Origin of the sequence: Bradyrhizobium barranii subsp. apii, from assembly GCF_011516635.5 — a bacterium.
Lineage (GTDB): Bacteria > Pseudomonadota > Alphaproteobacteria > Rhizobiales > Xanthobacteraceae > Bradyrhizobium > Bradyrhizobium barranii.
The window spans coordinates 14,800-40,927 of record NZ_CP096256.1; the positions used below are offsets into that span (position 1 = coordinate 14,800).

The 26,128-nt window shown below is 60.0% G+C and carries 18 protein-coding genes and 5 pseudogenes; 8 read left to right on the top strand and 15 right to left on the bottom strand.

Features of this window, described 5'->3' with window-relative positions:
* Positions 1–39 precede the first annotated feature (39 nt).
* A pseudogene (locus HAP41_RS47300) lies at positions 40–1,385 on the top strand (IS1380 family transposase).
* Between the two features lie 1,566 nt (positions 1,386–2,951).
* Positions 2,952–3,266, top strand: a complete 315-nt coding sequence (locus tag HAP41_RS47305; protein ID WP_166106850.1) for a hypothetical protein — start codon at positions 2,952–2,954, stop codon at positions 3,264–3,266.
* Between the two features lie 310 nt (positions 3,267–3,576).
* On the opposite strand, the pseudogene HAP41_RS47310 reads toward HAP41_RS47305, so the two are convergent.
* Positions 3,577–3,957, bottom strand: a pseudogene (locus HAP41_RS47310) (plasmid pRiA4b ORF-3 family protein).
* The gene (locus HAP41_RS50885; RefSeq protein ID WP_414643406.1) at positions 3,858–4,520 is read right to left on the bottom strand and encodes an IS1096 element passenger TnpR family protein; all 663 of its coding nucleotides are present in this window, start codon (positions 4,518–4,520) and stop codon (positions 3,858–3,860) included. Before HAP41_RS50885 ends, HAP41_RS47310 begins: the two are co-directional and overlap by 100 nt.
* Before the next feature lie 60 nt (positions 4,521–4,580).
* Between HAP41_RS50885 and HAP41_RS47320 the strand changes: the two genes are divergently transcribed.
* Positions 4,581–4,832 carry a hypothetical protein gene (locus HAP41_RS47320; RefSeq protein ID WP_224581149.1) on the top strand — a complete coding sequence of 84 codons (252 nt, stop codon included), beginning with the start codon at positions 4,581–4,583 and terminating at the stop codon, positions 4,830–4,832.
* A gap of 319 nt (positions 4,833–5,151) precedes the next feature.
* On the opposite strand, the gene HAP41_RS47330 is transcribed toward HAP41_RS47320, so the two are convergent.
* Together HAP41_RS47330 and HAP41_RS47335 are read right to left on the bottom strand one after the other, a co-directional pair.
* Positions 5,152–5,313 carry a hypothetical protein gene (locus HAP41_RS47330; RefSeq protein ID WP_166106953.1) on the bottom strand — a complete coding sequence of 54 codons (162 nt, stop codon included), beginning with the start codon at positions 5,311–5,313 and terminating at the stop codon, positions 5,152–5,154.
* Between the two features lie 164 nt (positions 5,314–5,477).
* Positions 5,478–6,607, bottom strand: a protein-coding gene (locus tag HAP41_RS47335) for an IS3 family transposase (protein WP_166106955.1) whose coding sequence is annotated in 2 segments (ribosomal slippage) — positions 5,478–6,355 and positions 6,355–6,607 — 1,131 coding nt in all. Because the reading frame shifts where the segments join, the coding sequence is not laid out codon by codon here.
* Positions 6,608–7,180: 573 nt separating this feature from the next.
* Between HAP41_RS47335 and HAP41_RS47340 the strand changes: the two are divergent.
* A pseudogene (locus tag HAP41_RS47340) lies at positions 7,181–7,387 on the top strand (transposase); the annotation flags it as partial.
* Between the two features lie 139 nt (positions 7,388–7,526).
* Here the strand turns inward: HAP41_RS47340 and HAP41_RS47345 are convergent.
* From HAP41_RS47345 to HAP41_RS47370, 6 genes and pseudogenes are all read right to left on the bottom strand, one after another.
* A complete protein-coding gene (locus tag HAP41_RS47345) occupies positions 7,527–8,057 on the bottom strand; it encodes a hypothetical protein (protein ID WP_166106957.1) in 531 nt (176 codons plus the stop codon).
* 52 nt (positions 8,058–8,109) lie between these two features.
* A complete protein-coding gene (locus HAP41_RS47350; protein ID WP_166106960.1) occupies positions 8,110–8,931 on the bottom strand; it encodes a hypothetical protein in 822 nt (273 codons plus the stop codon).
* Between the two features lie 38 nt (positions 8,932–8,969).
* Positions 8,970–10,088 carry an IS630 family transposase gene (locus HAP41_RS47355; protein ID WP_166107040.1) on the bottom strand — a complete coding sequence of 373 codons (1,119 nt, stop codon included), beginning with the start codon at positions 10,086–10,088 and terminating at the stop codon, positions 8,970–8,972.
* Between the two features lie 195 nt (positions 10,089–10,283).
* Positions 10,284–11,654, bottom strand: a complete 1,371-nt coding sequence (locus HAP41_RS47360; protein ID WP_166106962.1) for an IS701 family transposase — start codon at positions 11,652–11,654, stop codon at positions 10,284–10,286.
* A 499-nt stretch (positions 11,655–12,153) separates the two neighbouring features.
* Positions 12,154–13,497 carry an IS1380 family transposase gene (locus tag HAP41_RS47365; RefSeq protein ID WP_166053720.1) on the bottom strand — a complete coding sequence of 448 codons (1,344 nt, stop codon included), beginning with the start codon at positions 13,495–13,497 and terminating at the stop codon, positions 12,154–12,156.
* Positions 13,498–13,620: 123 nt separating this feature from the next.
* Positions 13,621–14,814: pseudogene (locus tag HAP41_RS47370) on the bottom strand (IS701 family transposase); the annotation flags it as partial.
* 171 nt (positions 14,815–14,985) lie between these two features.
* Here HAP41_RS47370 and HAP41_RS47375 point away from each other — a divergent pair.
* Entirely contained in the window at positions 14,986–16,422 is a 1,437-nt protein-coding gene (locus HAP41_RS47375; protein WP_166105276.1) for an IS701 family transposase, read from the top strand.
* Positions 16,423–16,435: 13 nt separating this feature from the next.
* Here HAP41_RS47375 and HAP41_RS47380 read toward each other — a convergent pair whose 3' ends face one another.
* Positions 16,436–16,717 (bottom strand): LexA family protein, encoded by a 282-nt coding sequence (locus tag HAP41_RS47380; protein ID WP_166106965.1) that lies wholly within the window; start codon positions 16,715–16,717, stop codon positions 16,436–16,438.
* Positions 16,718–16,756: 39 nt separating this feature from the next.
* Here HAP41_RS47380 and HAP41_RS47385 point away from each other — a divergent pair, with 39 nt between their 5' ends.
* Positions 16,757–17,887, top strand: coding sequence for an IS630 family transposase (locus tag HAP41_RS47385; RefSeq protein WP_166106967.1), 1,131 nt, complete (start codon positions 16,757–16,759; stop codon positions 17,885–17,887).
* On the opposite strand, the gene HAP41_RS47390 is transcribed toward HAP41_RS47385, so the two are convergent.
* The 4 genes from HAP41_RS47390 to HAP41_RS47405 form a co-directional block, all read right to left on the bottom strand.
* Positions 17,851–19,014 carry an ATP-binding cassette domain-containing protein gene (locus HAP41_RS47390; RefSeq protein ID WP_224581132.1) on the bottom strand — a complete coding sequence of 388 codons (1,164 nt, stop codon included), beginning with the start codon at positions 19,012–19,014 and terminating at the stop codon, positions 17,851–17,853. The genes HAP41_RS47385 and HAP41_RS47390 overlap by 37 nt on opposite strands.
* Positions 19,015–19,068: 54 nt before the next feature.
* Positions 19,069–20,415: an IS5 family transposase gene (locus tag HAP41_RS47395; RefSeq protein ID WP_166053956.1), complete on the bottom strand. Its 1,347-nt coding sequence runs from the start codon at positions 20,413–20,415 to the stop codon at positions 19,069–19,071.
* Between the two features lie 407 nt (positions 20,416–20,822).
* Positions 20,823–22,049, bottom strand: a complete 1,227-nt coding sequence (locus tag HAP41_RS47400; protein ID WP_166053869.1) for an IS91 family transposase — start codon at positions 22,047–22,049, stop codon at positions 20,823–20,825.
* 20 nt (positions 22,050–22,069) lie between these two features.
* Positions 22,070–22,930 (bottom strand): tyrosine-type recombinase/integrase, encoded by an 861-nt coding sequence (locus HAP41_RS47405; RefSeq protein ID WP_029085027.1) that lies wholly within the window; start codon positions 22,928–22,930, stop codon positions 22,070–22,072.
* A gap of 854 nt (positions 22,931–23,784) precedes the next feature.
* Here HAP41_RS47405 and HAP41_RS47410 point away from each other — a divergent pair.
* Entirely contained in the window at positions 23,785–25,371 is a 1,587-nt protein-coding gene (locus tag HAP41_RS47410) for a hypothetical protein (protein WP_224581131.1), read from the top strand.
* 212 nt (positions 25,372–25,583) lie between these two features.
* A pseudogene (locus HAP41_RS47415) lies at positions 25,584–26,109 on the top strand (transposase); the annotation flags it as partial.
* Between the last annotated feature and the right edge of the window lie 19 nt (positions 26,110–26,128).

A 26,128-nucleotide genomic window follows, 5' to 3' on the forward strand; every position in this document is an offset into this window, starting at 1 on the left:
GACACCCACCCTCCGCGCATCCGGGCCGCCACACTCGCCATGACCGACGATACGAGTCTGCCGTTCTCATTTCCAGCCGTTTCCCGCAAGAAGATCACAGCCTCGTTCGACGGCGGCAAGCTGACGTCGGATGGCGGCGTCATGCTTCTGGCCATGGCGGACCGGCGCCTCGGCTTGGCCGCGAAGTTGTCCTGCGTATTCCCCGAGCGGCGCGATCCGGGACGCATCGTGCACAGCCTTGCGGATATGATCCGCGCCCGCATCTTCGCCATCGCGTGTGGCTACGAGGATGGCAATGATCTCGATCGTTTACGCGGCGATCCGGCGTTCAAGCTGGCTTGCGGCCGACTGCCGGACACTGGCCGGGATCTGTGTTCGCAGCCGACCCTATCGCGCCTGGAGAATGCACCACACCTGCGCGAGGTGATCCGGCTGAGAGCTCTGTGCTGGTTGACCTATGGATGGACAGCTACGCGCGAGCGCCGAGCGCAATCACGCTCGACATCGACGACACGGTCGACGTGGTGCATGGCCGTCAGCAACTCTCGCTGTTCAACGCCCATTATGATGAACACTGCTTCCTGCCGATCCACGTCTACGACACCGAGCACAGCCGGCCTGTTGCGGTCATCCTGCGCCCCGGCAAGACGCCGAGCGGCCGCGAGGTGCGGGCACACCTGCGCCGCCTGGTTCGGCGCATTCGCCGGCGCTGGCCCGATACGCGTATCACCTTCCGCGGCGACAGCCATTACGCCGGCCCCGAGGCGATGACTTTTTGCGAGCAAAACGGCGTCGATTACATCTTCGCGCTAGCCGGCACGAAGCCGCTCGCCAGAAAGGTCGACGAGGTCTGTGATGCATTTCGAACCGAACGTGCGATCGAGAACAAGATCGTGGTTCGCGGCTACACCGAGACCCGCCACGCGGCCGGCTCCTGGCATCGTGAGCGCCGCGTCGTCGCCCGCATCGAGGCAACCCAACAAGGGCTCGACGTCCGCTACGTCGTCACCAGCCTGGATATCGGCTCGGCTGAGTGGATCTATGACAGCCTCTATTGCGCTCGCGGACAGGCCGAGAACCTGATCAAGCTGCACAAGACCCAGCTCGCCTCCGATCGCACCAGTTGCCGCTCGGCGCTCGCCAACCAGGTCCGCCTCGTCTTCCACACCGCCGCCTATTGGCTCATCCTCGCCGTGCGCGATGCCATCCCAAAGCCGCGCGATCTGGCAACGGCCGAGTTCAACACGATCAGGCTCAGGCTTCTCAAGATCGCAGCCCGCGTCATCGAGACCGCCACCCGCGTCCGTCTCGCCTTCGCTGCGGCGTGCCCCGACGCCGACCTGTTCCGCGGCTTGGCAAACGCTCTGGTCCCGCAAGCACCCTGACACGCGGGGCATGAGCCCCCGGTCACCCCGCTGCCGTCCTCCAACGCGTTCACGAAGTCGGGTCGAAAAGCGGCGAAAAAGCCGAAGCGTTCGCGCGCGCCTTCACCCCGACCGGAAATGTTCCAGCTGCCCCGCCCGGCAATCATGAATAAGACGGGCTAGCGACCTGTAGCATCTTGTTCAGTTTAGACGCCTATCGAACGTGGTTCCTCGTTGCAGCCATCGTTCTTCTGTTCGCAGGACTGTTCAAACTTATATGGAATTACTTCCGACCATCGCTATTGGGTTTCATTGCCATGGCATTTCAGTTTCTGAATGAACTGAGCAACCTCATGTATTCGGGCGCAAAGCTAGGCTTTTCATTGGACTTTCTTTTCATTGCAGTCCGGTCAAAGCCAATGCCGTTCAAGCCGTTTCATTATCGCGTGGACACCCTTCCCTACACAATGCCGATTTTCGACGCTCGCGCTGGCATAGGCTCTTGAATAAGTTGACCTTTGCAACTCATCGAAGGATCGTCACGGATGAACGGGTTGCCACCGAGATCGCCGAATGGATTGTGAAAATGAACACGAGCGTTGATGACTGATTGGCTAAGTTCAGGCAAGGGGATTAGCAGCAAGACTGCTATTTGTGTTGTAACTCCCAAGCGGCAGTATCGGACGCGGAAGGCAATCGCCTAACTTTATCGAAGAATACGATCCGTACGCTTCGTACGAATCCGTCGGATCTGATGCCTGCAACGTCGCGCCGCGCGTTGACGTCTGAAGGATCGTTACCGGCGAGGCGGATTTGGGATAATTCCGTGAAAGGACGCGTTGATGACGGGCTGCAGGCCCTGCTGGCAATACGAGAACGCCGACACGCGCTGACCGGGGGAGAGAATCGAATTCTCCTGAAAGCAGCTACTGCCTTAACGTTTTCCTTGTAGGCGTTGCTCACCATTCCGAAGGGAGTTGGCTTCGACCTCGCGGCCGAAGCCAACCTCCGGCGCTAGATCACTCACCCACCACGATCATCACAGAAACAGAACTCGTCACAGATCACGTCATCGTAGGGACACGGGACGGGCTTGGCGTGCGCCGGCTGGGAGCACAAGCCCGCCGCCGCGACCAATATAAGAAGAAAGGTTCTCGCCCAGAGACCCGTTCTGTATTTGCGCCATTCAGCAGTGTGCGCTTTTTGGATCATTATAGTTCCCTCAGTTCGTTCATCTTGCCGCATGCTGACGATCGGATCGGTCGTCATAACCAATAGTGACACTTCATCATCATGCGGCTCAATCACTATATTTGGTAGGTGACGGAACACGCACCTTACCATGAGGGATGACGCAAGCGTCGCGACTAAGTAGAAGAATGAAGGCATGCTCGAGCGGTGGTAAGACCTCTCGAATGGGTGAGCGGAACACTACGCAGACTGCTGATCATCGGCGCAAGTGCTGCGGTGCTATGGGCAAGGCGCAGGGGCGCCGACAGAGCGGAGTTGGTGTTAACCTCGACAATGCCCTTAAAATTCATTCGGGCCAGACCTGTCTGAGGGGCTGGTCTCGAAACACCTCGGCCATTGCGTTCGTATCGTGCGCTTCTTGCGGCGAACCCGCAGGATTGTTTCATTCTATCGGATATGGCGCGGGAAAGCGGCGAGATCGTGTTGGCTCCGCGCGACGGCAATACGCCTCATGAGCTCCTGAAAAATGCCGAGCTTGCACTGTATCGCGCAAAAAAAGCGGGGCCCGGAACGGTTCGCTTCTTTGAGGTCAGCCTGTTCGTCGGAAAGTTTTCTGCGCTCCAACAAGGAACGCTAACTGTCTTGCACGGAAAGAAGCAGAGCACTGAAGCCGGTGCGAGGAGCATCAGCGGCGAAAGCACAGCCTCTTGAGATCACCGGCTAAACTTGAGAGAAGACCCAGCGCGCTTGCCTTCATGAAGGCTGTTCGGAAACGAACCTTGTGCCGCAGCTCGCTCTGAAGGAAGTAGCGCAGGCGTTTGCTCTTGGAGCCACCCTGCGCCCCCTATTTGGGATCGTCGACGTTGGCCTTCAGCTCGGAGACAAAGAAGTCGGCGAAGCCGGCGCCGGGAAAATCAAACACGAAGCCAGGCCCCTCAAACAAAGTCGACGGGTCTCAATGAGGCGCAGGTCGATGGACCGTAAGCGTAGCTCTGCGGCCCTTTTGATCGACGCTTGACGTCTATTTGAGCCGCGTGACGCGCCGCCGCGGCTTCCAAATTTCGGACAAAGCGTTGACGGCGGCCTCGAGTGCCTTCCGGTCGATGACGTTGGGAGCGAAGCGTTCGGGACCCCAGCGGCGCATGTGTTCGTGCTCTGGGTGGGAGGGGTCGCCGATGGCATCGAGATATTCGGCATAGCCTGGCGCACCGCCGCCATCTTACGGAGGACAACGACCGGTGGCCTCGAGCAAGAGGGGAAGTCCCTCGGTCGACGTGTCGTCGAACCATTTTTCGAGCTTGATCACATGGTCCCAGCTGTCGCCGAAGTCATAGAGATAGTGGATCGTCTTGGCGCCCGTCTCATGAACGATATCGCAGAGGCGCGCCTTGCGGGCATCGATGGGCCGGTGGCCGTAATCGTTGTCGGGATCAGGAATCCCCAATGGACATCACCAGCGAAGAACTTGAAGAGGTGGCTATTCGTCCAGCCAAACGCCGCCTGAAGCGTCAAATGCAGTCGATCAAGGCGCAGGGTGACGGGGACGACAAGAGCCTTCTGCACCTGCGCGGCAGGCAGATAGGTCGGCAGAGTTGCGAGCTTCCATCGCCGCATCGATGGAACGCAATCCGCCAACGGGCGCGCGTTCAGCCCCCGATGGTGGAGGTAACGGAGAAAGGCGCGCAACGACCAGCACATCGCCTTGCCTGTTCCCGGGCTCCAATCCCGGGCGTGGCACTCAATGTAGCGGATCACGTCCTCTTGGTTGATCTTGCACAGGGCGGCGGCGCCGCCGGAGCACACCTCGTGCAGAAACCTGCGGATGACCGGGAGATGGCGTACGATGGACTTCGGGGCCAAGCCGCGCTCTGATCGCAGGTAGGCATCGAACTCCTTGAAGATCCGTTCGTGCGGGGTGAGAGGCGGTAGCACCAACGGCGCGATCGCGCCTTCCTCGCGCAGCACCGACAACCATCGCTTGAGCGCTGCCCGGTCGCCGGGTTGTATAGATTGCCTCCCACCTCGATGTCGGAGGTACTGCTCAACGACCTGCTCATCGAGATCAATCAGCTTATAGCGACGGCCCGCGATCCAACTCAGGAGCCCGCCAACTACGTTGAGGCAGCGCCACGCGCCATGCCGAACGAGCCTCTCTTCGACGAGACGAACGGCGTAGCACTCGACGAGCCGTCCGTGCGGCTCGCTTCTGAGACGCCGGTACAGCCGGCTTCTGCCCAAGTACTCTTCAACTTCCATCTTCCTGTTCTCCGCTGTTGACAGCGGAGGCACAGAAGCAGATGGATCTGTTCGGAAGCGACGTATCCAATCGCACCGCCGGCGCTTCCGTATGGCTGGAGCGGCCAACGGAACCGCGGGCGGCCGTCACGAGCCTTATGACGCAATTGGTCCTCCACCAAGCTGCGTCGACAGCGACGCCGCGAAGGAGGCCTATCTCTGACAAGGTCAGCCCTCATCATCTGGAGCGCAAGGCAAGTGTCTTACGTGCGTCATTCCTCAGCGTAAGCAGGTGTTGCATATTCGCGAGAGCAGTGCATTGCGATACGCCATGCGGGAGCCGCCGACGGCCCTCGGGTGGTCAGAGGTTGAAGTGATCGATGATCTCGGTCCCTAAGCCGCCGGCGGCGTACAACGCGCCAGCTTCGAGCGGCGGCCGGCTGAATGTGGAACTGCTCGACGGGCGCAAGAGATGCGGCGGGAGCGCGAAAACAGGCAGTGTGAAATCGATCGCATCGAACAATTTCGACACCAGAGGTCAGAGCTGGCCCCGGTTGTTTGGACAGCGCCCCGCGAAAATTAAGTGGATTCCTGCCGGGTTATGCTGAAGGCGGGGCTTTACGAGTTTGCTGTGGCGTCGGGAGGGCGTAAGCTCGACCAGAGCCGCAGCAAAATCGTTGGCGACGATCATGCGGCCGTCACCATCGTTTGCGCGCCGAAGTAAGCCTCGTCGGGCGTGCGTTCGTCAAGGCTCGAGTGAGGACGTCCTCGATTGTAGAACGCCAGATATTTGGAAATCGATGCTCGCGCCTCGAGCACGCTGTCGTAAGCACGCAGATAGACTTCCTCGTATTTGACAGTGCGCCACAGCCGCTCGACGAACACGTTGTCGCGCCAGGCACCCTTGCCGTCCATGCTGATGGCGATGTTCGCGTCCAGCAGCACGCCGGTGAAGTCGAGGCTGGTGAACTGGCTACCCTGATCCGTGTTGAAACTCTCGGGCCTGCCGTGCTTCGCCAACGCCTCCTGGAGCGCTTCGACGCAGAATATCGTCTCCATCGTGATCGATACGCGATGGACCAATACCCGTCGGCTGAACACATCGACGGTCGCCGCGAGGTAGACGAATCCACGTCGCATCGGAATGTAGCTGATGTCCATTGCCCAGACCTGGTTCGGCCGCTCGATCTTCAATCCGCGCAATAGGTACGGGTAGATCTTGTGGCCCGGTGCGGGCTTGCTCGTGTTCGGACGGCGATAGATCGCCTCGATCCCCATGCGCTTCATCAGCGTCGCGACGTGGCGGCGGCCAACCTGCATGCCCTCACGCTGCAACAGCGATCGCAGCATGCGCGCCCCTGCGAAGGGATAATCGAGGTGCAGCTCATCGAGCCGGCGCATCAAGACAAGGTCCTCGGCCGAAACCGGCCGAGGTTCATAGTAAACCGTACTGCGGGCAAGGTTCAGGACCTTCGCCTGGCGCACGACAGACAGATCATGGTCGCGGTCGATCATCGCTTTGCGCTCAGCAGGCCCGCCTTGGTGAGCGCGCCGGACAAAAAATCGTTCTCCAACGCAAGCTCGCCGATCTTGGCATGTAACGCCTTCAAATCGACCGGCGCCTCGGCCGGTCCGTTGTCCTGCCCAAACACTCCGGCGGCGCCTTCCAGGAGTTGGGTCTTCCAGGTCGTGATCTGGTTCGGATGGACATCAAACAGTTGCGCCAGCTCGGCCAACGTCTTCTCCCCCTTCACGGCCGCCAAAGCCACCTTTGCCTTGAATGCCGGAGAATGCGTCCGGCGACTCCTCTTCGTCATCTTCGCTCCTGATTCGCGGCAAGAATCCTCGCCGCTCTCAGGCAGAAAATCCACTCAAGCTACTGTCCGAATTTGCGGAGCCAGCTCTGTCTGAGCATTGTCAGCATCTTCGATCTGGAGTGTTCACATAGGGGAGACGCTGGAGGACGAGGAACCGACATCAGGCTGTACGCATCCGGTGAGCTCTTACGATTACCCACATTTTTGAGTCAGCGTGTCGCTCCCGTTGCGATATCGATGAGCGTCCTGGAATTCGCACAGCGCAGCTTCACGGTCAAACCAAGTCACAACGTCAGACGCCAACCGATGCGCCTTCTCATCCCGGGCGCGTGAAGTCAGTCCCATAGAGCACCTCTTCTCGAATCAGGTGCCCATCAAAGAATCACAAGCGATTCTGGCGACTCAAGTTTTTCGGCTCAGTGCACCTCAAAAGATGTGGGTAATCGTAAGCTTCGTCGTATGCGTACGTCTCTGGCAGCGTGATAGGAAGTAATCAGGAGCGGTCAGTTTCCAACTAACAAACCGGCTCAAGCGGTCCCGCTCCGCGGGTCCATTTCAATCTGGCACCGAGCCCGAGCGAAAGCCGAAACCGCGATCGACACCTTCGTCGAGAAATACCGTGCCAAATACGGACCTGCGGTCGAGTGCTTGATCAAGGATCGTGAGGCGCGGCTCGCGTTCTTCGACTTCCCTGCCGAGCATTGGACACATCTGCGCACCTCGAGTACGATCGAGAGCGTGTTCGCCACGGTGCGGCATCGCACGGTGCAAACGAAAGGATCACAAATCAGTTGCCGGGGGTCATTGCCGGTGTAAAGTTTACTGACGGCATCAGAGGTCATTCCGACCACTGAAAGCCACGCGGCCTGATCAGGCCGCGTCACCCAGAATCAGCCTTAGCTCAGTCAATACTGGCCCATCATCGAATATTGCCAATGACAGCCTCCTTGGCCTTTTCGTCTTTCGACAGAACGTTAGATGTCAATTCAGTGACCTGATTGAGCTTATCCAGAAGCCCTTGCAACGAAATCACTGCCATTTGCCCTTCGCTGTTGGCGCTATCAATCGCCGCCCTAACATTGTTGATCGCAGCGTCGAACTCCGCCTGTATGCCATACACGTCGTTACAGTTGGTCTCGATGGCGATGCCATTCGCCTGTACGAACTCATAAACGCTTCGGGTCTTGCCTTGCGAATCTATAAAGGTGCCGTACGATCTGACAGTCTTTTCGTCATTTGGCCTTTCGGCCCGCATGGTCGCCAATGCACTATTCATGTCTTTCAAAAGATTGTTGCGCGCCTGCATGCTGGCATAATCAGCCCGGAGCTCCGTCTCGTAGATGCCGTGTCGCTCCATCATGAGCAGCAGCATGGTTGAATATAGCGACTGTCCATCTGTGAGGGCATAATCCGCACTGTAGGACGGCACGCTGGCAGTTCCATTGATCATTTTCCACCTTCCTTCCGGTCTAAACATCGTTTGCTTAAACGATGGGTTGCACTCAGGCCATGTTGACGAGTTTGCTCCTCGTCTCGCTATCTGCACTACGCATCTCCGCAAGCTTGCTCAGCATGTCCTGGATCTGCGTCTGATAGTAATCGATGAATTGCCTTTCGTCCTCCGCGTGGGCCTTCGCCTTGGTGCTATCCGCGTCATGCTTCACTTTTTCTTCCTGACATTGAGTGGACGCCATGTTCATGCCGGCCCCGGCGATCTTGGACGTTTCCGTTGCAATGGCGGCCATGCCTCCCCATTTCATGGTCGCCTGTGCGGCTGCGGTTTGCGCGCGAGCCATGCGCGTAAAGTCGAAATGGCCCATGCCACCAGGAGTGTGAGCGTCAAGGCCAGGCGGGGCCTTGGGTGCATTGCTTTCAAATCGCAATTGGCTCTGGCGAGCACCCTTGAGGTTCATGCCGGCGCCAGCGATAGCGCCACACGATGCGACGATTGAGCCAAACAACTGGTAGAGCCCTGAGCTTCGAATCGACTTGGCGGCCGCGTCCTGCGCAGCGATATCGGCGCCAACCGCCGCCCACATGTCCTCTCTGGCCGCTTTGCGAAGCTCAGAATTGACACGAACAATGAGCGCCGCGATTGCCGACATGTTGCTTCCCGTCGCAAAGTCCTCGAGCTTGGGCGCAATACCTGAAAGCGTCTGCTGAGTAACAAGCTCAGGAACCGAGATTCCAAGCAGTGCAGAATTTGGCGCGCCGTTAACACTATGGGCAAGCGACTGAGTAGTGGTCGCCTCTGGTGCGCGGGCGCCGCGCAGGGAGACAGAGGGAGAACTCGGAGAAAGCTGACGATGCGCAGCATTGTCCAATGGATCAACGCCGGCAACATTTAAACGCTCGATGGCACCTAGTGTGGTGGACCAGAAGTTCGCGATATCGAATCTGGATTTGGCGGAGCGTTGTACCGGCAGAAGCGTTCGATGGATGCCAGGATGTCATCGGCGGACTTAGTCCAGCGGAACGGCTTGGGATCGGCGTTGTGCCGGTCGATGAAGGAAGCGATGTCTGCCCGGAGGGCGGCAACGCTCCGATAGATGCCGCGTCTGATCTTCTTGTCGGTCAGGAGTGCGAAGAAGCGCTCGACCTGGTTGAGCCATGACGAACTGGTCGGGGTCAGGTGCACGTGCCACCGGGGCCGCTTGGCGAGCCATCTTCGGATCAATGGCGTCTTGTGCGTGGCGTAATTGTCCATGATCAAATGGACGTCGAGGTCGCGCGGCACGGCAGCCTCGATCTCGTCGAGGAACTTGCGGAACTCGACAGCACGGTGGCGTCCGTAGCACTTGCCGATCACCCGTCCACTGGCAATGTCGAGGGCGGCGAACAGCGATGTGGTGCCGTGCCTTGTGTAGTCATGGCTTCTTCGGGCCGGTTGGCCGGGACGCATCGGCAGCATCGGCTGACTGCGGTCCAGTGCCTGGATTTGGGATTTCTCATCCACACAGAGAACGATGGCGTGCTCCGGCGGGGAGACGTAAAGGCCCACGACGTCGCGCACTTTGGCCACGAAGTTTGGATCGGTCGAGAGCTTGAACGTCTCCAGCCGGTGCGGCTGGAGCCCGAAGGCCCGCCAGATGCGTTGCACCGTCGACACCGACAGGCCGCTGGCCTTCGCCATGCCGCGGGAACTCCAATGGGTGGCGTTCTCGGGGCAACTCTCCAACGTCCTTACGATCAGGGCTTCGATGCGGGCATCGTCAACCGTACGTGGCGCTCCGGAGCGGGCCTCGTCATGCAGCCCGTCCACGCGCCGCTCCACAAAGCGCCGCCGCCACTTGCCTACCGTTGACCGGCCCAAGCCCAGCTTGGCCGCCACTTCCTTGTTTTGACCGCCTTCCGCGCAGGTCAGCACGATCCGGGCTCTCAGAGCCAGCGCCTGCGCCGTCTTCCGCCGCGTCGTCAGCGCCTTCAGTTCGGCGCGCTCTTCATCACTCAATGTCAGGGAGGCAAGTTGCCGGACCGCCATCAGATCCTCCGTCACTGCTGCTGCCTCCAGCCTTGGCACAGCGACGCGAACCTACTGCGAATCTACGATTGCGAACTTGTGACTCGGGACATTAGATTGCCCACATCCTAGACTAATCTAGTCTTACTGCGTCACAAATCATGCGGCGCATCGACCTGGATTTGGACTGCGCAGCACGGACATCTACGTAGCCGGCTAACCAATGCGCTGATAAGGCGCCGCCGCATGGTAGCGATCGAATTCGGAATATGACGCTCGGTTCTGAGCGGTAGCGCCCCGCGGCTTTTGATTTTTGGGAAGCGCAAATTCTTTGACGAACGCGGGCCGACGAGGTCGCGAGGGGGGAATCGTCTCCCTTTCGGAGATCAGGAAGCCGTAGGCGGCGATGCATAACGTGGCGTGGTGATGGAAGCCGCGCCAACCACGCCCTTCATAATGCCCCAGGCCGACCTCCTGCTTGAGCTCTTGGTAGTCGCGTTCGATGCGCCATCTGAGCTTGGCGAAGTTGACCAGGGCGCGGAAGGAGATGTTTTCAGGCAGTGTCGAGAACCAGTATTTGGTCGGCTCCGCCTCGCCGTCAGGCCATTCGATCAACAGCCATTCCTCCGCACGGGGCTCGCTCAGCCAGTAATCGCGATTAGCGGGACGGACCCGAACGCGTGCAAAGCGCGAGGTCAGCCAATCAGCACTGCCTTCGCGCCATCTGACATTGCGCCAGGCCGTTCTCGGCAGCGCGAGCGCGAGCGCCTTGACTGAGCAGGGCTTATTTTTGTCGTCGCGCCGGATCAGCTTTGGCGGCCGCCCATTCCCAGACCATCGCTTTGGTGGCAGCGGTCTCGTGCCTGGTGGCCAGACAGAGGTGTGCGGCAAGATACCGGCAACATAGCGCAACCCCAGTGCCGTCACTTCCTCGCGCAGCGCGGTATCGGCCCCGTATCCCGCATCCATCAGCACAACACCGCGTGCAATGCCCGCTGCACACGCCGACCGGATCTGCTCCAGCGCGATCTCAGGCTTGGTCTTGAAGGTGACATCCTTTGGTACGCCCGCCTTCTCTCGGCGATCCTCATCCTCGGCCCAACTTTCCGGCAGGTACAAACGGTAGGCGATCGGCAAACTCGCATGATGATTGGCAATCGATAGCGAGACCGCCACTTGGCAATTGTCCTGCTTGCCAAGCTGACCGCAGTATTGCCGTGCCACGCCAACCGAATGCCGCCCTTTCTTGGTCTTGGGAAAGCCAGTATCATCGATGATCCAGGCCTCGATCGGACCGTGTCGCTCGATCTTGGGCTGGACCATCTCTCGCACCTTGCTCAAGACCTTCTCGTCCGACCATCCGCCCGCGCCGACGAAATGCAATAATGATTGATGCTGGGCCGCCGTTCGCTCCGGGGCTGTTATCGCCGCCATCGGCTCGACGCTTTTGCGATCCCCGGGCAGCATCAGGCCAACACAGTAGTCCCTCAGCGGTCTCGTCCGATCCGCGTGCCCGATCACGCTCGCCAAACCCTCGACATAGGCCGTAAATCGCGCTTCACCCTGGTTACCGCTTCGGCTACCCATTCCAGCTCCCCCTCGCGTGAGTCCCTCGGGTAGCCGATTCGTCGTCAAAAACGTCCGCGACTTTCTGACGCAGTAAGACTAGTCTTACTGCGTCATAAATTTCGATAGCCACTTTGACTTGAGAGTGCCCTGATGCAACAAGGGCATCGAGATAGTGTGACGACGAGCGCAGCGCTCAATCTTCGTCGGACGGTCGCAATCGAATTCGGAACGTGTCGTTCAGGCCGCAATGGCGGATCCCCTCGGCCGATAGGTTGCGGGAATAGCAGCTTCCTTGAAGATTTTGGTGGAGGCTGCTTCTGAGGGGGGAATCGTCTCTCGCTCGGAGACTAGCCCGCCCTATTCGTGAGAGCGCGGTATTTTGGTCCGACTGGTGCATCCGCACACCTCCGCTGACGAGGCGCACAGGATTGCCTTCGGCTTTTCACCGCCTGACGACCGGTACTTTGCAACGCGCTTGAGGGATGGGTTGGGTGAACGCGGGCGGACGCCCCACCGGTCAAGGACCGAGCGGCAGCAGCGCGCCGGGCAAGCTGCGGATCAGGTCGGCTTCGGGACATGCCGCGGCGAACGCAAGGCGAATGCGGCTCTTGGTCTCGACAACCCGGGCGGCGATTTTCAAGAGCCGAAGACGCAGCGTCGCGAACTCGGCAGTGGCCAATTCCCGGACTTTGGGAATGGCGTCGCGCACGGTCAGCATCAGCCAATAAGCGGCGGTATGGAGAACGAGGCGGACTTGATTGGCGAGCGCCGAACGGCAACTGGTGCGATCGGAGGCGAGCTGCGTCTTATGCAGCTTGATCAGATTCTCGGCTTGGCCGCGCGCGCAATACAGGCTGTCGTAGATCCACTCGGCCGAGCCGACATCGAGGCTGGTGACGACGAAGCGGATGTCGAGGCCGAGCATCGTCGCCTCAATACGGGCGACGGTGCGTCGTTCGCGATCCCAGGACTTTGCCTTGTGGCGCGTCTCGGTATAGCCGCGCAGAACCGGCAGGTTCTCGATGGCGCGTCGCGTGCGGATGTCGTCGGCGACCGCGTCGACTTTTCTGGCGAGCGGCTTGGTGCCGGACAGACCGAAGATGTAGTCGATGCCGTTGGTCTCGCACCACGCCATTGCCTCCGGCCGGGCATAGTGCCCGTCGCCACGGAACGTAATTCGCGTGTTGTGCCACCGCGTCCGGATATGCCGTACCAGGCGGCGCAGATGGGCACGCACCTCGACGCCGCCCGGCGTCTTGCCGGGCCGCAGCACGACCGCCACGGGCCGGCTCTTCTCCGTGTCGTAGACGTGGATCGGCAGGAAGCAGCGTTCGTCATAATGAGCGTTGAACAGCGAGAGCTGCTGATGGCCGTGGACGACATCGCAGGTATCATCGATGTCGAGCGTGACGGATGCCGGCTCGCGCGGGTAGCTATCCATCCATGCGTCGACCAAAGTGTAGGTCAGTCGGATCACGTCGCGCAGGCGCGGAGCATTCTCCAGGCGCGACAGCGTCGGTTGGGAACACAGATCGCGACCCGTGTCCGGCAGCCGTCCGCAGGCCAGCTTGAATGCGGGATCGGACCGCAGATGATCGAGGTCGTCGGCGTCCTCGTAGCCGCAGCAGATCGCGAACATGCGCGCGCGGAACATATCGACCAGGCTGTGCACGACCCGCGTCGGATCGCGCCGATCCGGGAACACCCGGGCCAAATTGTCGGCCAAGCCGAGACGCCGCTCGGCCATCGCCAGAAGCATCACGCCCCCGTTCGAGGTCAGCCGACCGCCATCGAAGGCAGCTGTGACTTTCTTGGCGTGAACGGCTGGAAACGAGAAGGGCAGAATCGTATCGTCGGTCATGGCGGGCGTGGTGTTCGCGGCTGAAGGTGATGGGGTTGGCTTTGCAACCGAATCCTACGCCGCATCAGCGCTTTACACCACGCTCGCCAGCCTCTCAGGCGCCCTCTGACGAATAAGACGGGCTAGAAAACCGTAGGCGGCAATGCACAATGTTGCGTGGTGGTGGAAGCCACGCCAGCTTCGTCCCTCGAAGTGACCAAGGCCAACCTCCTGTTTGAGTTCGTGGTAGTCGCGCTCGATGCGCCAGCGCAGCTTGGCAATATCGACCAGCTGACGAAATCCAATGTTGGCTGCAAGCGTTGAAAACCAATATTTGGTTGGTGCTGCCTCGCCCTCTGGCCACTCGATCAGCAGCCATTCCTCGGGCCGGCTTTCGGCGAGCCAGTAATCTCGATGTGCCGGACGGACGCGCACACGGGCAAACCGCGAAGACAACGGTTCTGCCGTACCCTCACGCCACGTGATCTTGTGCCAAGCATGTGCTGGCAGACCGATCGCAAGCTTCTTGACCGAAATCGGTCGGTGTTTGCTGTCACGCCGTAGCAGTTTCGGAGGTCGTCCGTTCCCCGACCATGCCTTCGGCGGCCGCGGTCCGGTTCCGGGCGCCCATACCGAGGTTTGTGGCAAGATGCCGGCCACGTAGCTCAGGCCCAGTTCGGTAATACTCCCACGCAGAGCGGTGTCGGTGCCGTAGCCGGCGTCCATCAGGACCACGCCGCGCGGCAAGCCCACCGCACAGGCCCAGCGCAAATGATCAAGTGCAATTGCCGGCTTGGTCTTGAAGGTGATTTCCTTGGGGACTCCGGCTTTGCGCCGACGTGTACGGTCCGTCACCCACTCCTTTGGGAGATAGAGCCGATAGGCCACCGGCAAGCTCGCATGATGGTTCGCAAGCGAAAGAGATACGGCCACCTGACAATTGTCTTGCTTGCCCAACTGGCCGCAATATTGCCGCGCAACGCCGACTGAATGCCGCCCCTTCTTGGGAAAGCCCGTATCATCAATGATCCACGCTTCGATCGGCCCGCAGCGTTCGATGCCCGGCAGCACTAACTCACGGACCTTGGCCAACACCTGCTGATCCGACCAGTCACCTTGACCGACTAAATGCAACAACGACTGATGTTGCGCTGCTGTCCGCTCAGGTGCCGTGATTGCCGCCATCGGCTCGACGCTCTTGCGATCGCATGGCATCATCAGCCCGGTACAGTAGTCGCGCAGCGGTTTGGCGCGTCCTGCATGGCCGATCACACTCGCAAGGCCCTCAATATATGCCGAAAACCGCGACGCTACGTCTCCCGATTTTGTCAGACTCATCTCAGCCCCCGCATGACGAAAAGTGAGTCTTCTCAAATATATGATTCCTGTCGACAAGGGCCGCGACACTCTGACTCAGTAAGACTAGAACGACTGAGTCACAAAACCGCAGGCTTTATCCGGCCGGAATCAGCGATGGTTGAAGCATGGACCATCAGCCGAGGAGGCTACATGAGCGGGCGTGGCACCAAGACCAGTGAGATGCGATTTGCGACGTATTTGGAAGGGCTTGCCAGCGTCATCGGTCATGCTGATCGGAAGGCACCGCTGCGCGACTATTGCGTCGGCCTCATGGCCTGTGGCGGTCGTAAGAGCGTGGAGCCAATGGCGGCGATGACGGCTCCGGAACGGACGGCCGCCCAACATCAATCGCTGCTGCATTTCGTCGGCAGCGGCGCCTGGTCGGATGAGAAGGTGCTGGGCAAGGTACGAGAGATGGTCCTGCCGGCGATCGAACGCCAGGGCCCGATCGAAGCTTGGATCATCGATGACACCGGATTTCCCAAGCAGGGGCGACATTCGGTTGGAGTTGCACGGCAATATTGCGGGCAGCTCGGCAAGCAGGATAATTGCCAGGTGGCGGTGTCATTATCGATTGCCAATCACCACGCCAGCCTGCCTGTTGCCTACCGCCTTTATCTTCCGAAGGAATGGACTGAGGATTGCGATCGGCGGCGCAAGGTGGGCATTCCTGCCGAAGTCGGCTTCCGGACCAAGCCGGAGATCGCGCTGGAGCAGTTGCGGTGGGCCTGTGCGACCGGCCTTCCGCGTGGTGTCGTGCTGATGGACGCGGGCTATGGCAACAACAGCGATCTGCGCACGGAGATCACGGCGCTGGGATTGACCTATGTGGCGGGTCTTCTGTCGAGCACAACGGTATGGGCGCCCGGCACCGGTCCCTTGCCGCCGAAGCCATGGTCGGGCCGCGGCCGTCCCCCGAAACTGATGCGCCGCAACCGTCAGCGTCGGCCGGCCGCCGTTAAAGCGCTCGCGATCGGCCTGCCGGCCAAAGCTTGGCGCACCATCACGTGGCGGCAAGGAACGAACGAAAAGCTGAGCTCGCGCTTTGCCCGCGTGCGGGTCCGTGCCGCGCACCGTGATTATTGGCAAACCACCCAGCGGTTGGAGGAATGGTTGCTGATCGAATGGCCGAAAGGCGAGGACCAGCCTACCAAATACTGGCTCTCGACATTGCCGGAGGATGTGGCATTCCGGACTCTCGTAGAGACGGCTAAATTGCGCTGGCGCATCGAACGCGACTATCAGGAACTCAAGCAGGAGGTCGGGCTTGGCCACTTCGAGGGACGCGGCTGGCGCGGCTTTCATCATCACGCAACGATGTGCATTGCAGCCTTCGGATTCCTGATCTCCGAGCGGGAGGCGTTTCCCCCCTCAGGCGCTCGGCGCGCCCGGCCGATCCCGCTCGCTCGCGTTTCCGCGGATTACAGACCCCGCGGTTCTGCCGCTACGGACCCAACGTCACATTCCAAATTCGATCACGACGATGCGACGGCGACTCGAACAAGGGCTGGTCCGAACGTTGTCGAGATGTCCTTGTTGTGCAATCAAGTTCGCCCATTTCACAGACCACCGTTTGTGACGCAGTAAGACTAGTGGTTCATCACAGTGATTTTGAAGTTTTTATTCCGAGCCATTCGAGGATCGGCAAGCTTTCCGGCGGCACGAGAATTTCGATGCTCCTTGGGACGCCGGGTTGACGACGGATGCATCCGTTTCGTTCGAGAGTTACGATCATTTGGTGGACCGAAGGCGGGCTGACGCGGAAGTGGCGCTGGATGTCTTTCTCGGCGGGCGGCTGTCCGAACATGTTGGAATATGTGTAGATGAAAGCGAGGTAGTGCCCCTGCTTCTGGGTGAAGCGCGCGCCTGATTTTTGACTCATGGATCGATTCGTCCCGGCCTTCCGACAAGGAGGCAAAGGATGAATGTCCGTTATCGGGTCGAATTGAGCCAAGCCGAGCGAGACGAACTGACGGCGATGCTCGGCGGCGGCAAGTGCGCCGCGCGCAAGCTCAAGCGGGCGCAGATTTTGCTGGCGGCCGATGGAGGGCGCCGCGACGAGGAGATTGCCCGGACCGTAAGTGTCAGCCTCTCCACCGTCTATCGGACCAAGCGCCGCTTCGTGGAAGGCAATCTGGAGCGGGCCCTGAGCGAGGAGCCGCGTCCAGGGGCGGAACGCAAGCTGACGGGCAAGGAGGAGGCCCTGCTGGTGGCGACCGCATGCGCCAAGCCGCCGGCCGGCCGCAAACGCTGGACGCTGACGCTGCTGGCCAACGCGATGGTCAAGCTCACCGATCACGACAGCTTGTCGGGCGAGACCGTGCGCCGCCGGCTGGCGGAGAACGACCTCAAGCCATGGCGCAGGGACATGTGGTGCATTCCTCATGTCGATGGCGAATACGTCGCCCGCATGGAGGACGTGCTTGACCTCTACGCCGAGAGGCCGGATCCCGCCCGGCCGCTGGTCTGCTTCGACGAGACCCCGGTCCAGCTGATCGGCGAGGTGCGCCAGCCGGTCTCCGCCAAGCCCGGACAGCGCGAGCGCTACGATTACGAGTACCGCCGCAATGGCACCGTCAATCTCTTCGTTACCTTCGATCCACATCGGGGGTGGCGCAACGTGAAGGCGACCGAGCGCCGCGCCGCCGTCGACTACGCCCATTGCATGCGTGAACTCGTCGACGTCCATTATCCCGAAGCCGCCTGCATCCGTGTCGTGCAGGACAATCTGTCGATCCATACCGCCGGTGCGCTGTATCAAGCATTTGCGCCCGCCGAAGCCCGGCGCATCCTGCGCCGCCTCGAATTCCACTACACCCCGAAACACGCCAGTTGGCCCAACCTGGTTGCGTGCGAGATCAGCGTGCTGCAGCGCCAGTGTCTCGGCCGCCGCATCGACGACCCCAAAAAGCTCCGAAACGAGATCGCGGCATGGCAACGGCAGCGAAACAAGGCGCAAGACCGCATCAAGTGGATGTTCACAACCGACAAAGCCCGCGCCAAACTCCGCCGCGCCTATCCGGCCGTCGTCAAAGAGTCAAAATCACTGTGATGAACCACTAGCAGAATGTTGTCGGCTAGCGACTCATTGAGCAACATCACCTCCTGCGGCACAACAGCAACTGCGGCATACCAATCCGTGTGATCGATGGTCGCTATATCGGTTCCATCGACCAGAATACGGCCGCAGTCTGGCTCAATCGATTTCAGGACGAGCTTGAATATTGTCGACTTCCCCGATCCGGTTTCGCCGACAAGGAAGGTAATGGCGCCGCGCCTAGCCATAAACGAGACATTCGTAACGCCACGACCGTTGTTGTAGGCATAACCAATGCCCTCGGAGGGCGTGAAATCATGAGCATGAGATGTTCGCCGCTCTTCTGGTGCGACCCACAGTCTGGCGAGAGGAATGAGGTCGGCTCGCGACCGCGCCGCGTCAGAGATCGCGCGCGCGACCATCTCGAAGGGCATATTGAGTTGGAGTAGAAGCGTGTTGAATAGCACAATATCGCCGATCGTGACCGCGCCGGCCCGGTATTCAGGTATTAGAAGGAGAAGTGTGACGGCAAATTGTAGCGCGATGGCTAAGCCGAGCACGGCTATGTAGGCCAATCGTTGAAACACGTAGGTTCGCCAGTTATCGCGCACTTCCCGCGCCTTCATCGTAAAGCGCTGGCTCGTCCAGGAATGACTGCCGAAATGGCGCAACGTGTCCATGGAGTTCATGACGTTGCCGACGAAACGCGCATTCTCCTGTCCGGCTTCGATGGCCCGGTCCAGAAACACGCGCGCCCGACGCGTGGAACTCCACCCCAATGTAATCGCGACAGCCCCATAAGCGACGACGATTGCAGCGATCTGGATATTGACGAGCACACCGAGAATAGCGAGCGTAAGCAGAAGCTGCGCTGCAGCCGGGATGAATATCATAATTCCAAGCTGGACCAACGTCGTCAACGCGCTGCACCCGCGCGCAGCCGCACTCTGTATCTCCACGGGATTGTGCTCAAGAAGAAAGGCTGAGGTTTTTCTCAGGATGCGATCGAAAAAGCGAGTTGCAGCGATGAAGCCCAGGTTCTCGGCTGTCATGAAGGAAAGATACTGCAGCATGCGCTGCAATGCGGAGGCTATGCCGAGCAGGACCGCATAGCCGGCGAATCCCCAGGCAAACGCCGACATGCCTTCCCCCCCGCGGGAGGCGATCAATGAGACCCGAAAATACATAGTCGTCCGTTAAGAATCCGAATTGAGCGGGATGGGACATGTGAACGTGCGCCATATCCGGATCAGGAACAGGTCCAAGAAATCTCTCAGCCAGGCGAGGATGCGGCGGAAGTTGTGGCCTACGGCGGAGAGGACGACGTTGGCGGCGTCTCCTGCGCGGCCTTTGAGGTAGCAGCGCCCGAGGTGACCTTCGGCCTTCAGGTGTCCGATGATGGGCTCGATGGCGGATCGGCGGCGCAACTCGCGCTTGATGATCCCGAAGACGCCGCGCTTCTGGCCGGAGATGAAGACGCGACGTGGATTTTGAGCGTCGTGGCCGCGATACCCCTTGTCGACATAGGCCCGCTCGATCGGACAGCCGGTGAGTGCCTCGGTGCGGTCGATGACGTCGCGCAGGGTGTGACCGTCATACGGATTATCGGGCAGCGCCCTGACGTGTAGCACGAACAGACCGCCGGGAGCTCGGCGGTTGTTGGTGACGATGGAAGCCTTGACGCCGAACTCGTACGGCGCGGAGGCCTTGCCCTTGCCGATGCACTCCACCTCCGGGGCATGGAAAGAATAAAGCTTCCAGCCGCGTTGGCGCTGCTGCTGCGAGCGGATCTGGCTGGCCCGGCCAAGCGGAAGGGCGAACGCCTCCTCCAGGGCTGGCTGGCCGTCGATCTTGCGGCGGATATCGCGGATGATCCGGCCGAGCCTTGAGCGCAGGATACGCAACTGCCGCTGATGCCGCCTGAATTGTTTGGCATGGGCGTAGCGGCCCGCCATCATCGCGGCGGCCTTGGCGATCCGAGAATAGGACTGCCGCAGCCTGACGCCGTGCCTTCTCGCCAGGCGGTTGAGCCCCTTGATGGCCGCATGCAGCAGCTTGGCGTCGGTCGGAAAGGTGATGGCCTTTGGCTGCACCGTGGTATCGACCGTGACCCGCTTGAGGTCCTGGCCGCGTAACGCGCCGGCCTCGTGCGCCACCCGCAGGCTCTCGGCCAGCAGCAGTTCCAGCTTGTCGCCGAGCCGCTTGCGCCAATGGCTCAGGTCCGATCGCTCGTGCGGGAAGGCGTGCTGGAAGAACTCTTCGCCGGTGAAGTACTGGAAATACGGGTCGTGGACCCAGCGCTCGCAAATCCCCTCATCGGACAGCCCGTAAATCTGCTTGAGCAACAGCAGCCCGATCATGAAGCGGGTCTCGATCCCCGGCCGGCCGTTCTCGCTGTAGAGCGGCGCGATCTCGCCGTCGATCCAGTCCCAATCGATCTTGCCGGCCAACAGAACCAGCTCGTGCTTCAGATTGATGATCTGGTCCAGCCGCGCCCGGAACAGGTCGTTCGATCCCGTCGTCTTGTGCTTCTTCGGTCGCATCGTCCCCTCCGATGCAACACAGAATCATGGTCCGCTGCGAAAGGGAATCTGGAGGGTTCTGTGAGGTCGCGCTCACGCGAGGGCGCGGCAGGCGCTTATGACGCGACCTCATTGAAGCCGGATTGAACGAAGGCGCGGGAGGCTATTCGCGGTTTTGCAGCTATGGGGATTGTTCGAGATCGCCATGCCCGATCTGCTGGCTCGGCGCGTGAGGCAGAGACACAGGAGTGCGCATCCTGGAAGAGTTGAGATCAGACGCGCTTCGCCTGAGATCGCGATAGGCCTTTTGCTGCATCGGACGGTTGTTGTCGCGCAGTGTGACAGCACGGATTCGACATCGTCCGCGATGATCGAGACGCTGGGAGCGAAATGACGAATGATGATCGTCGTGCACGACATGACTTGGCTCACGATGTGTCGCATCGGAACGGTGATGTTCGAGGGCTGGGGCGTCTGAAGCTATGTCGAAAGCGCTCAATGATGCGCATGACGCCACCACAATCGGGACAGGCAGGAACCTCGGCCCAGGTTTGAGCCTCCGAATCCACAGGCGACGGCTGGCCATCGTTTGGGGCTGTTCGCTCATGATCGAGAAGTTCGCGGCAAAGGGCGAGCTTGGCAGCGCGATGGCGGTTGGCCATGAAGCCGAAGTGGCGGATGCGGTGGAAGCCGTCAGGCGGCGTATGAAGCAGGAAACGGCGAATGAACTCATCGGGCTTGAGATTCATGATCTTTGTCGCGCTGTTTTGGCGATAGTCCTTCCATGAGAAGGCGACATGATCGTCGTCGAGTGCGACGAGCCGGCTGTTGGCGATCGCGACGCGATGGGTGTAGCGGCCGAGATAGGCCAGGACCTGTGCGGGTCCGCCGAAGGGCCGCTTGGCGTAAACAACCCAGTTGATGCGTCGCATGGCGTCGAGGTGGGCCGCAAAGGCAGCCGGCTCGGCCAGAGCTCCGAGATCGCCGAAGAAACGCAAGGCACCGGAGTTGAAGGCTGCCGACAGACGTTTGAGAAAAAGTGTGCGAAATAGTCTGGACAACGGTTTGACGGCCAGGAAGAAGTTCGGTCGGCAAGCGGTCCAGCGCGCGCCATCGGGCGAGAGGCCGCCACCCGGAACGACGCAATGGACGTGGGGATGATGCATCAGCGTCTGTCCCCAGGTGTGGAGGACGGCGACGCCGCCGATCGCACCGCCGAGCCGGCGTGGATTGGCGGCGAGCGTCGTCATCGCCTCGGCGGCAGCCTTGAACAGGATGGCATAGACGACGGCCTTGTTCTGGAAAGCGATCGCGGCGATCGGTGCGGGAAGTGTAAAGACGACGTGGAAATAGGGAACCGGAAGCAGGTCGGCTTGACGCGCGGCGAGCCACGCGGCTCGGGCTCTCCCCTGACACTTCGGACAGTGCCGATTGCGGCAGGAATTATAGGCAACGCGTGTCGTGCCGCAGTCGTCGCAAGCCTGCATGTGGCCGCCGAGCGCCTCGGTCCGGCACGCAACGATCGCGCTCATCACGCGCCGCTCGACCCGCCCCAGATGACCGGCATGTACACGGCGATAGGCGTCGCCATGCCGGCGCAGAATATCGGCAATCTCGATGGCGGGCCTGTTGGAGCGGATGTCGGAGCGGGTCATGACCCGCATCCCGCTGCGGGTCATCCAGGTGGCGTCACCTCCAGCGACAGGCGATCGAGCGGGCTCTGCGTCGCTCGGATCGTATCGGTGGCGACCTGCGTGTAGCGCGCTGTCGACGACAAATTATTGTGCCCGAGCAAGACCTGGATGATCCGGATATCGGTTCCGTTCTCGAGAAGATGTGTCGCGAAGCTGTGGCGCAGCGTGTGCAGCGTGACGCGCTTGGTCAGGCCCGCAGCCTTCACCGCCGACCGGCAGGCGGCATGCAGCACGGTCTGATCGATCGGATGATCTTCGTCACGACCAGGGAACAGATAAAGCCGCGGCCGGGCGAGCCGCCAGTAGGTGCGCAGGATGCCCAGCAGCTGGGGCGACAGCATCACGTTGCGATCCTTCGCGCCCTTGCCGTGGCGCACCTGGATGACGCCGCGGGCGCTGTCGATGTCTTCGATCCGCAGTCCCGCAACCTCCGAGGCCCTGAGCCCGGCCGCATAGGCGGTGGTGAGCGCGGCGCGGCTCTTCAGGCTCGATACCGCTTCAAGAAACTGAACCACTTCGTCGGCGCTGAGAACGACCGGCAGCTTGCGCGGTTCTCGCGCATAGGGAATGCGCTCTGGGATGAGCGCCTCGCCGAGCGTGACGCCGTAGAAAAACCGTAGCGCACAGACGATCTGGTTCAGCGCCGGCCATGAGATGCCGGTCGAGACCAAATGCACCTGGAAGGCGCGGACGTCTTCCAGCTCTAACCGGTCAGGCGATCGGCCAAAATAGCGGCTGAACTTCGAAACCGCGCTGATGTAGGATCTTTGCGTCGCCGGCGACAGATTGCGGACGGTCATGTCTTCGATCATGCGGCGGCGAAGAGGGCTCAAATCGGCCATCTCGATACTCCTGTCTGAGGGGGTGGGCTCCAACACCCACATCCTCTCAGCCAGGAGGCGATCTATGCCACCTTGCCCCCTACGCCGCGGCAGCGGCTTCGTTCAATCCACAATCGAATTTGCAGGCTTTGGCGGTCTTTACCTCCCAATCCCTGCAATCTCAAACCGTCTCAAATCCGAAAAACAGACTCTCGCTCAATCGCTTAGAGCCTTGTTCACGGACGACTACATAGGGGGCTGCGACGCTGCTCGTGCTGGAGATCAGCACCACTGTGGCAACGATGAGAAGCAAGCGCCGATCGGATCGCCAGTACGCATGCAGAATTTCGGAAACCGGCGACAATGTGCTGTCGTTGACCTGATCTGCGGCGGATCCAGGGAATGGGGCTTTGCTTGCACTGAGAGAGCCGACATGGCCTTGCGATCTGGATTCCATACGATCTCACGTAAAGATGCGGCTCTGCGGAATTTGCTGCCGTTTACCGTTACTAAGCTCCAACCCAATTCTGTCCAGCACCGTCATCCAACCCGCAAATCTTGGTAGGTTGTCGCCCGGCTTCTCACATGAGAGACGCTATAGAGTGGCTCGACACGCTGCCGCGCCACACGACGAGAAGCCCGATCACGCTATCAATAGGAACACGACATGAAGAGCGCAACTGCAGACACGTCTAAGCGGCCATCGCGGCCCGATACAACTGACCTCCCCTTACCGGTGCTGCCACCTCCCACTACTTCGTATCCGAAGGGCCCCTTCCCTAGCGACAGCGCTAACGAAGGTTACCTTTAAGATCATTCTTCACTCTGTTACCGCCTCTCACACGAGAGGCGGTAACGTTTAAGTCGAGGAACAAATGCTCAAGGCCACTCTGAAAATAGCCGACCTGGAAAACTTCGATCCTGTTGTCAAAGGCTGTTCGATAGAGTTTGGTGAAAGCTGCATCTGGCCTTTCCAACATAAGAGTCTTGAGAGCTCGTTAGTGAAGAGCACTGAGCAATGGTTCTTCGTCATACGTGAGCGTCAAGGAGCGGCGGACGGGGCTGGCGTTCATTCGGTCGTAATAGACCATGCGTCTACAGATCAGTTTCGTCAGCACTACCAGAAATGCATGCACTGGCCGCTCGATTTTATCGTGATCGAGGCCGCTCGCCGGGGTCCTCGGTTGCGTGTACGAGCAGGCCATATTGGCAGCCTCCCAATTTACTTCCACGTGGAGGAGCGCGCTCGCACGGTTACGCTCTCCTGGGATTTTGTCGAGTTTTTGGATAAATCGCGAGCGATTGATGCAGAGATTATAGCGCATCACCTGTCGATGAGAACGTTCTACTCTGCGCGACAGGCCTGCGTTGGCGTTAACCTGCTGACTGCTGGCTCCACCTTGTACGTCGACAGATCGGAAACGTCATTTGAGTACGGCGCGACAACTTCATCAGCCCCTGAGCTCTCTGGACGAGAGGGGAGCAATTATGTCCTTGAGTTTTCTGATACTCTTCAGGCGGTTGTTCGTTCGCGGCCGACGGCCTTCTGCGCAAACGCTGTGGAGCTGAGCGGAGGAATGGACTCCGCTTCCGTCGCAGTTGCTGTTAGCGAGAGTGTAGCATCGCTAGCATGTGGCGGGATACTATTGGGCGACGGGAGTAGCCCCAAGCAGATTGACCGCCGAGCTAACATTTTGAGCGCACTGGATTGTCGCGATCACAAAGTTGACATGCACGCCCACATGCCGGCGATTGATCTAGATCTTGACCTGAAAGGACGCCTGCCACTCATTTCAGAGTATTACCTTGAGGCGTTCGGGTCACTCTGGGATCGGTTCCGAGGTGATGGCTGCGAAATAATCTGGACCGGCATAGGAGGAGACGAGCTTTGCGCTCGCTTCAGCAGCGACGAGGAGGAACCCAGATCTCCGTCTTCACCCGACCTGGATATCGCACTTGGGCTTGCAGAAGACCTGTTGACGAAACGTGGGCTCGACGCCGCTCGTTCATCCTTCCTTTTTAGCGCCCCCCTCAGCGCCACTCTATCCACAACTCTGCTCGCAAGTCTTTGTCATGCTCGCCCACTCGCGACGCGAGGTCTTTGGCCCGTCCGCCCATTCGGCGATCCGAGATTGATCAATTTTGGAGCGAAGCTTCCGTTTGCACTTCGCTCGGGCAAGGAACTCCTCCGTTCTTATTTGAGTGAGCGCTTGGGCTCTGACGTATTTCCACACGGATACGCAAAGGAGACTTTCGCGCTTGTACTGCCAAAGGCGATTGCGGCTCGTGCGGACATAATTTCATCACAGCTTGCTTCTTGCGCCTTGGCCGACTTCGGCTTGGTTTCGCAAGAGGCTGTCATGGCGCTCTTGAACAGGGTGATAACAACACACGAATTTTCCGCAACAAGCACCTTGGCTCGCTTTTTATGGGCGGAACGTTTCGTTCGACAACTCTGTTGATTGCGTTATGATGAACGATCACGCGTCAGAACACCTGCTACAGTGGAGAAGGGTTGCAATTGGGCGTTCTCGCTAGTGGTTCATCACAGTGATTTTGACGTTTTTATTCCGAGCCATTCGAGGATTGAGCCGGCCCCGCAAATCTGAACAGTGCGATAAGTGGAGTTTCTGCCTGACGGCGGGCAAGATTGACCCGCGAATCAGGAGAGACGATGAGCAGACGAGCACGGCGGAACCACACTCCGGCTTTCAAGGCGAAGGTGGCGCTTGCCGCCGTCAAGGGTGACCGCACGCTGGCGCAACTAGCGGAGCAGTTCGACGTTCACCCCAATCAGATCACATCGTGGAAGGGCCAGCTCGAAGGCCGCGCTGCCGATGTTTTCGGTCCGGGCGGCGGGAGTCGGATCGCCGAACCCACCGTCGACGTGAAGTCGCTGCATGCCAAGATCGGCGAGTTGACGCCCGTTTATATCCCACAGGGGGCGCGCAGCGCCCGCTCAGTTTTTTAGAAGGAGCGCTCACCAAGGCGGGATTGCTGAGCGCAAAGCGATGATCGACCGTGAACACGATCTGCCGATCGGCAAGCAGGCGGAAGCTCTGAACATCAGCCGCGGCAGCGTCTACTATCTGCCGCGTCCAGTGCCGCCCAAAGACCTCGCGCTGATGCAAAGGCTCGACCGGATGCATCTGGAGTTTTCCTTCGCCGGTTCGCGAATGCTGCGAGGCCTGCTGGGGGGATGTCCCGATCGCTGTTGAA